General features: G+C 28.2%; 7 protein-coding genes. 5 read left to right on the top strand and 2 right to left on the bottom strand.

The genetic code is table 11. From position 1 onward, the window contains the following. Positions 1–5 precede the first annotated feature (5 nt). From HZY31_RS08125 to HZY31_RS05710, 4 genes are all read left to right on the top strand, one after another. Positions 6–155, top strand: a complete 150-nt coding sequence (locus tag HZY31_RS08125; RefSeq protein ID WP_366863790.1) for a DNA polymerase — start codon at positions 6–8, stop codon at positions 153–155. Between the two features lie 193 nt (positions 156–348). Continuing rightward, positions 349–1,764 (top strand): ATP-binding protein, encoded by a 1,416-nt coding sequence (locus HZY31_RS05720; RefSeq protein WP_297318467.1) that lies wholly within the window; start codon positions 349–351, stop codon positions 1,762–1,764. A 3-nt stretch (positions 1,765–1,767) separates the two neighbouring features. Then, positions 1,768–4,233: a Z1 domain-containing protein gene (locus HZY31_RS05715; RefSeq protein WP_297318466.1), complete on the top strand. Its 2,466-nt coding sequence runs from the start codon at positions 1,768–1,770 to the stop codon at positions 4,231–4,233. Continuing rightward, positions 4,230–4,988 (top strand): HNH endonuclease, encoded by a 759-nt coding sequence (locus tag HZY31_RS05710; RefSeq protein WP_297318465.1) that lies wholly within the window; start codon positions 4,230–4,232, stop codon positions 4,986–4,988. Before HZY31_RS05715 ends, HZY31_RS05710 begins: the two co-directional genes overlap by 4 nt. Positions 4,989–5,172: 184 nt before the next feature. Here HZY31_RS05710 and HZY31_RS05705 read toward each other — a convergent pair whose 3' ends face one another. Then, positions 5,173–5,445 (bottom strand): DNA cytosine methyltransferase, encoded by a 273-nt coding sequence (locus HZY31_RS05705; protein ID WP_297318468.1) that lies wholly within the window; start codon positions 5,443–5,445, stop codon positions 5,173–5,175. A gap of 120 nt (positions 5,446–5,565) precedes the next feature. Here HZY31_RS05705 and HZY31_RS05700 point away from each other — a divergent pair, with 120 nt between their 5' ends. After that, complete coding sequence (locus HZY31_RS05700) at positions 5,566–6,831, top strand: RNA-guided endonuclease InsQ/TnpB family protein (RefSeq protein WP_297318464.1); 1,266 nt, start codon at positions 5,566–5,568, stop codon at positions 6,829–6,831. A 6-nt stretch (positions 6,832–6,837) separates the two neighbouring features. Here HZY31_RS05700 and HZY31_RS05695 read toward each other — a convergent pair whose 3' ends face one another. Then, positions 6,838–7,257: a DNA cytosine methyltransferase gene (locus tag HZY31_RS05695; RefSeq protein ID WP_297318463.1), complete on the bottom strand. Its 420-nt coding sequence runs from the start codon at positions 7,255–7,257 to the stop codon at positions 6,838–6,840. Positions 7,258–7,547: the final 290 nt, after the last annotated feature.

The following is a 7,547-nucleotide window of genomic DNA, read 5'->3' as shown; positions in this document are numbered from 1 at the left end:
TTCAAATTCATGATGAGCTTATATTTGAGATAAGAGAAGATATTGTAGATGAGGTTGCAGAGGAATTTAAAAAGATTATGGAAAATATAATGAAGCTTAATGTTCCTCTAAAATGCTCTGTTAATATTGGAGACTCTTGGGGAGAGTTGAAGTAAATTTATATTTTTAATTATGAATATTCGTTACTAATAAAACTTAACAAGTTCATAAAAGAGTTATTATAATTAAAAAGAGTAAAGATTTTATTTCTCTCAACTTTAGTTAATTAGGAGAGAGTTATAATATAGGTAAAAATTTATATTGGTCTAATTTATACAATCTATCCAACTTTTACCAAAAGCATCATCATTGATTGAATCTCTTAGAGATATAGGCTACTCTTTTGAAAGTGCTGTAGCAGATATTATTGATAATAGTATAACTGCAAAAGCTAAAAATATCCATATCTATTTTGACTTTAAAGATAAAAAACTCTCTCTATCGATTATAGATGATGGTTTAGGCATGAATAAAAAAGAACTTATTGAAGCAATGAGACCAGGAAGTAGAAATCCTTTAGAGAGTCGTGATGAAAATGATTTAGGTCGCTTTGGTCTGGGTCTAAAAACTGCTTCTTTTTCTCAATGTCGTAAACTAACAGTAGTTTCATCTCAAGAAAATTATAGGGTAGCTACTGTATGGGACTTAGATTATGTAGCTCAAACAGAAGATTGGTCTTTACAAGTTTTAGATAACGACGAACTCTCTACTCTATATAAGATTGATAAGTTAAAAGAAAATGGAACAATGGTTATATGGGAAAAGACAGATAGAATTGTAGATAATAGTGTCTCCAAAGCAAATGAAGATGTAGTTTATGAAAAAATAGAAAATTTGCAAAAGCATTTAGAGCTAGTATTTCATAGATATTTAAAAGGTAAAGACAAGATAAATATTTTTATTAATGAAGAACAACTCAAAGCTTTTGACCCTTTTTTCTCTCATCATAGAGCAACACAGGAATTGACTGAAGAAACTATTATTATTAATAATGAAAAAATTAAAATTATTCCTTATATTCTACCTCACTATAGTAAAGTATCAGCACAAGATTATGAGCATTATGCAGGGAGTGGTGGTTATCTTAAAAATCAAGGTTTTTATGTTTATAGAAATAGAAGATTATTAATCTCTGGTACTTGGTTTAGATTAATCCCTCAATTAGAGATGTATAAACTTGCTAGAATTCAGATAGATTTACCTAATAATTTAGATGATTTATGGAAGATAGATGTAAAAAAATCAAAAGCATCTCCACCTTTAGTTATCCGACAGAGATTAAAAAAAATAATAGAAAAAATTGCAGGTAGTTCTACTAGAGTATATAAAGGGCGTAGTCGCTCTATTTCTCATTCAAATATAGCTTTTTGGGAGAGAACAAGTGCTAGAGGTGAGATAAAATATCTAATTAATCAAAAGCATCCTATTATTGAGAGTTTTATGCAGAAATTAGATAAAGAAAATCAATACGAATTTAAAGAGATTTTAAAACTGATTGCAAATTTTTTTCCTAAGGATACACTCTATACAGATTTAGGAAGTAATCCAAAAGAGGTTATTTTAGATAATAAACTTATGGATAAAGAGTTAGAATATAAAGCAATGCTTTTATATAAAAATGGAATACTCTATAATATAGAGACTTTAAAGTATATTGAGCCATTTAATAAATATACTAAAGAGTGGAATGAGTTTTTTGAACAATATACAAAAAGGGGACTATAGATAATGAACTGTTTTAATATTATTAAAAATCAAATAAAAACTTTAATCTTAAATACAAAAAAGACATTAACAGAAAAAGAGATAGAAGAGAAGATTCCTTTATATGAGAGTATTTCAGATTGTCAATTGGAAGAGAAAGAGAAAGAGATTTTAATAAAAGAGATAATATCAGAAAACCAAATCTCTATCCCTTTAGGTACAGAAGTTATCAAAAAAGGTTGGAAGCCTTGGTTGCATACACTTAAAGAGAGAAGTAGATACTATGAAGATAGATATAAATACTATCTATTAAATAATGAGGGTTATCCTACAACTGTTGTTAATAATATTTTTGAAAAGAATGAAAAGATATTGGACTATTTAGAAAATCCACATCATGAGGGTAGGTGGATAAAAAAAGGTTTAGTTATGGGATATGTTCAGTCAGGAAAAACGGCTAACTATATCTCTTTAATTAACAAATCAGCAGATGTAGGCTACAAGCTTATTATCTTAATAGCAGGTATTCATAATAACTTAAGAGAACAGACACAAAAAAGAATTAATGAGGGGTTTATAGGAAAAGATAATTTAACACAAGAGTTTGTAGGGGTAGGATTAAATAATAATCGACGAATTCCAGGAAGTTTAACCAGCACATTAAATGATTTTAAAAGAGACAATCTTCGTTCATTAGGAATTGACCCTAAAGATTATGTTGAACCAATTATTTTAGTCATTAAGAAAAATTATTCAACTCTAAATAATATAATTAATTGGCTAAAAGGCACTACTACTGAAGATAAACTCTCTAATTATCCTCTTTTAATTATTGATGATGAAGCAGATAACGCCTCTATTAATACTAAAAAAGAATCAAATGAGGCAACTAAGATTAACAAGCAAATTAGAGAAATTTTAAATATGTTTGATAGGCGATGTTATATTGGATATACAGCAACACCATTTGCTAATATATTTATTAACCCTGAGGGAGAAGATGATAAAATAGGAGAAGATTTATTTCCAGAAGATTTTATTATTGCTCTTGAAGCACCTTCAAATTATATTGGAGCAAAAACTATTTTTCTTGATGAACCAGAAAAAATGTTACGAAAAATAGAAGATAATGAACCTTGTTTACCTATAAAACATACTAAAGAGTTTAGTGTAAATTATTTACCCCAATCTTTATATGAATCAATCTATCTATTTTTATTATCAGGAGCAATTAAACGGTTAAGAGGTGTTAAAAATAGACACCATTCCATGCTTATTAATGTCTCTTTTAGAATACATATTCAAGAGCAGATAAAAAATATTTTAGTAGAAGAGTTACCAAAAGTTTTGCGTTTTATTAAGTATAACTATAAAAAAAGTTTAGATGAGATACTAAAGAATGATGTGTTAAAACATATTTATCAATTATGGTTAGATGAATATAGTAATTGTAAAGATAATTTTAGTTTTCAAGATATATTAGAAGAGATAATAAATCATGAAGCACTCATAAGAGTTCATGTAATAAATAGTCAAAATGAACCATTACGATATGATGATTATAAAGAGAGTGGATTAAATGTTATTGCTATTGGAGGGTACTCATTATCTCGTGGGTTTACCCTTGAAGGGCTAACGATTAGTTATTTTTTACGAAATACACAAATGTATGATACTCTGTTGCAAATGGGTCGATGGTTTGGGTATAGAGATAATTATAAAGATTTATGTCGAGTATATATGCGTGAAGAGGCTATGGATTGGTATGGATATATTGCTGAAGTTGTAGAGGAGCTAAAAGAAGAGCTAAAAATTATGGAATATCATAAACAGAGTCCTAGAGATTACGGACTAAAGATTAAAGACCATCCATCATCTCTTATTGTGACAGCTAGAAATAAAATGTATAACTCAAAGGATGCTTTGGTTGAAGTTTGTTACTCTAATAAGTTAATAGAGACAAGAGTCTTAAGCAGTCAGCAAACTATTATTGAAGAGAATTTAGAAATACTGAAAAAATTTATTGAAGTATTGGGAACAGATTATATAAAAAATAAAAATAATTTATTATGGAAAAATATTCATGCCAATACAGTATTAAGCTTTTTATATGATTTTAAAAATCATCCATTAAATCAAAGCACTGATACCGAAGCATTAACAAATTATATTGAAAAAGGAAAAGAGGAAGAGTTAACTAATTGGGATATTGCTCTTATAAATATAGATAGAAATGATAAATATAAAATAACAAATAGTATAACTATAGGGAAAATTGAGCGTTCTGCACCACAAGAGGATGAGGTATTGGTTGTTAGTGGTAAAAGTCATCGTGTTGGACAACCTAGTGATGAAAGAATAGGCTTAACAGAAGATGAAATTTCTAAAGCTAAAGAGTTTGATATTGCTTTAAAAAAAGATATTACCAAAATTGTGTGTAACAGAATGGATTCATTTCCCATAAAAAATTTTAAAAAGGGAATAGCATGAAACGAAAAAGATGGACAAGAGAAGAGTTAATATTGACATTTAACCTTTATTGTAAACTTCCTTTTGGAAAATTACATAGTAGAAACCCAGAAATAATATATTTAGCTGAACAAATAGGAAGAACTGCTAATGCTGTTGCTTTAAAACTTGTTAACTTTGCTAGTTTAGACCCTGAATTAAAAAAAAGAGGTATTAAAGGAATGTCTAGTCATTCTAAACATGATAAGCTTATATTTGAAGAGTTTAGCAATAATTGGGAAAAACTAGTATTAGAGAGTGAACTTCTATTGGAGAATTTAGGTGATTCTAAATTAGAAGAAGTTAATTTTAAAGGAATTATTGAAAAGACAGGAGAGGAGAAACTACAGTTAGTGAGAACACGAGTTAATCAGAATTTTTTTAGAAAAATAGTATTGGTTAACTATAATGAGAAGTGTGCTTTATGTAGTTTAGATCATACTTCTCTTTTAGTAGCAAGTCATATAGTTCCATGGTCTAAAAATAAAGAACACCGATTAAATCCAAAAAATGGGCTGTGCCTATGTGCAATTCATGATAAAGCTTTTGATTCAGGACTTATAAGTTTTGATGATAATTTAATTATTCTTTTTTCAAGAGAAATACAAAAAATTAATAAAAAAATATTTATTGATTATTTTGGACAGTTTGAAACTAAAGAGTTGAATATGCCTAAGAAGTTTTATCCATCTTTAGAATTTTTAGAATTTCATCGTAAAAATATCTTTAGATATTAAAACAATACCCCTACACTTACAGAAAAAGATATCCAAACTTATTTAGCTTTTGCTACGCAACTTATGGGGAAAAAATATTCACTTCAAAAGATAGCCTAAGAGATACATTATAGATGACAATCTTTTATACTATTTTTATTTATGGAAAGATAGTAAAATTTAGAAATATACAAAAGAAAATGAGCTAACCATATTTAGTTTTTTTCCAACCAATAATAATAATTCGTTTACGATTTTGTAAAACACCATAATCTGAAGCAATTAATTCATCTAATACAATATGATATTCTGCCTTATTTAGAGCATTTTTTAAATCATTAAAATATTTTCCACCACCTGCTGTTTTAAGTCCAGGTACATTTTCAAAAACAAACATTTTAGGTTGAAACTCTTCTAAAAATTTTACATAATTTTGATATAGAAAATTTCTAGACCCACAAGATACACTATCTTTTATCTTTATTCCTTTATTTCGGAGACATCACCATTTATGGCGATGAGGAGAAATAATCAGCTTTACTTAAAAAGCTTACTTGACATCATATCATAATTTGCATATAATTGTTATATGAAAACTATGATATTAACGCAAAAGAACCGACTAAAACTCAGTTCCACCAAGCTTGAAATTGTCAGACAGTTATCTTACTACTCTGCAAGACTTTACAATGTTGGTTTGTATAGTGTTAGGCAGTATTATTTCAACAACAATGCCTATTTGCCATATGCAAAAAACTATCACGAATGCAAAGAGAATGAGAACTATAAGCTCTTGCTCAGTAATACTTCCCAACAGATACTTCGTATTGTAGATAGAAACTTTAAAAGCTTTTTTGGACTTTTAAAACTCAAATCACAAGACAAGTATACCGAAAAGATAAGAATACCTCGCTATAAAAAACAAGATGAACTTATTAATATAACCATTCAAGGTCGTTCAGCTCGTATCCGTAAAGGGTATGTCATCATAGGCTTCTCAAAAGCTTTTAGAGAAAAACATAAACCATCTTTTAAAGAACTCAAATTTAAACTACCAAAAAATATAACGGTAGATAAACTTCAAGAAGTTAGAATATTACCTATTTTTAATGGCAAAGAATTTGATATTGAATTTGTTTACAAAAAAGAGTTTAAACCTATATCTGTAGATAAAGATAAATATTTATCTATTGATATGGGTTTAGATAATTTTGCTACTTGTTTTAATTCTAATGACGGGTCGTCTTTTATTATTGATGGGCGATATATCAAATCAATTAACCGACATTACAACAAACAAAAAGCATATTATCAATCCATACTTGATAGACAAAGTATCAAAGTCTCTAAAAAGATGCTAACCATTTCTCGCAAGAGATACAACAAGATTAACAACTATTTTAATTTAGCTGTTAAATATATAACTGATTATGCAATTTCAAAGAATATAGGCTCGATTGTGGTTGGAGATTTCTCAGATATTAAACGAAACATTAATATGGGTAAGAAAAATAACCAAAACTTTGTAAATATCCCTTATGATATATTTAAAAGAAAATTACAAAGTAAGTGTGAACAGTTAGGGATAAGATATTATCTACAAGAAGAAAGCTATACCTCTAAATGTTCGTTTCTTGACAATGAACCAATTGAAAAACACGATACCTACAAAGGTAAGCGAGTTAAGAGAGGTCTATTTAGAACCTCAAAAGGATATTTGATAAACGCTGATGTTAATGGTGCTGCAAATATCCTTGTAAAATATTTAACAAGTAACGGTCAGCTTCAATATCCTGTTGTTGCCAACCGATATGGGTGCGTCAATTATCCACCAAGATTAAAATTAAACGACTTAGTCGCTTAAAAATCTTCAAGCCTCACCCTTTAGGGTGGGGTTATTGACTCTTGCTCTACCTACAACTGAATAGGCTTGACAAGGAGGATCTCCAATAATTACATCTACTTGTTTGATATTTTTTTCTTTTATATTTTTTTTAATTTTTTTAACAATGTCATTAAATGTTTTATCTGAAATTGTGGCATTTATTACATCATTAGAGTTTAAAATATTTGCTTTTTTCCAAAGCTCATCTCGTGTAATTTTTTTTAGGAGATAATCATAATAAATATTTAATCTATTATTCTTTTTTAAATTCCAATAGGCTGTTCGAGTTCGTAAGGTATTACATGCGTGAATATCAGCTTCTACATGACCAACAAAAGTTGCACCCTCTCTAAAAAATCCTTCAGATAAACCACCAGCACCTGAAAATAAATCTAAAACTATCAAATATATATCCTATTAATTTTTATAAGATTATAACAGGCTTACTCTTTGACTATCCTATAATTTTTTTGTAGTAAATTAGATAAAATAAAACTTCATATTTCTATGTTAATATTGGACTCTCTTGGGGAGAGTTGAAGTAGAATAGTTATATTAAGGTAGAAACTTAAAGTGACTTAAGATAAAATAGACTCCTAAAATAAAAAAATAGGAAATAGAAATGAAAAACAAATCAAATTCAAGAAGAGACTTTTTTAAAGGTGCTATAGCACTATCTCTAACACCACTTATGG

Origin of the sequence: Methanocaldococcus sp. (assembly GCF_024490875.1) — an archaeon.
Taxonomy (GTDB): Archaea; AGJL01; Methanococci; order Methanococcales; family Methanocaldococcaceae; genus Methanocaldococcus.
Note: the sequence above shows the minus strand (reverse complement) of the source record. Positions and strands in the feature narration are given on the sequence as shown.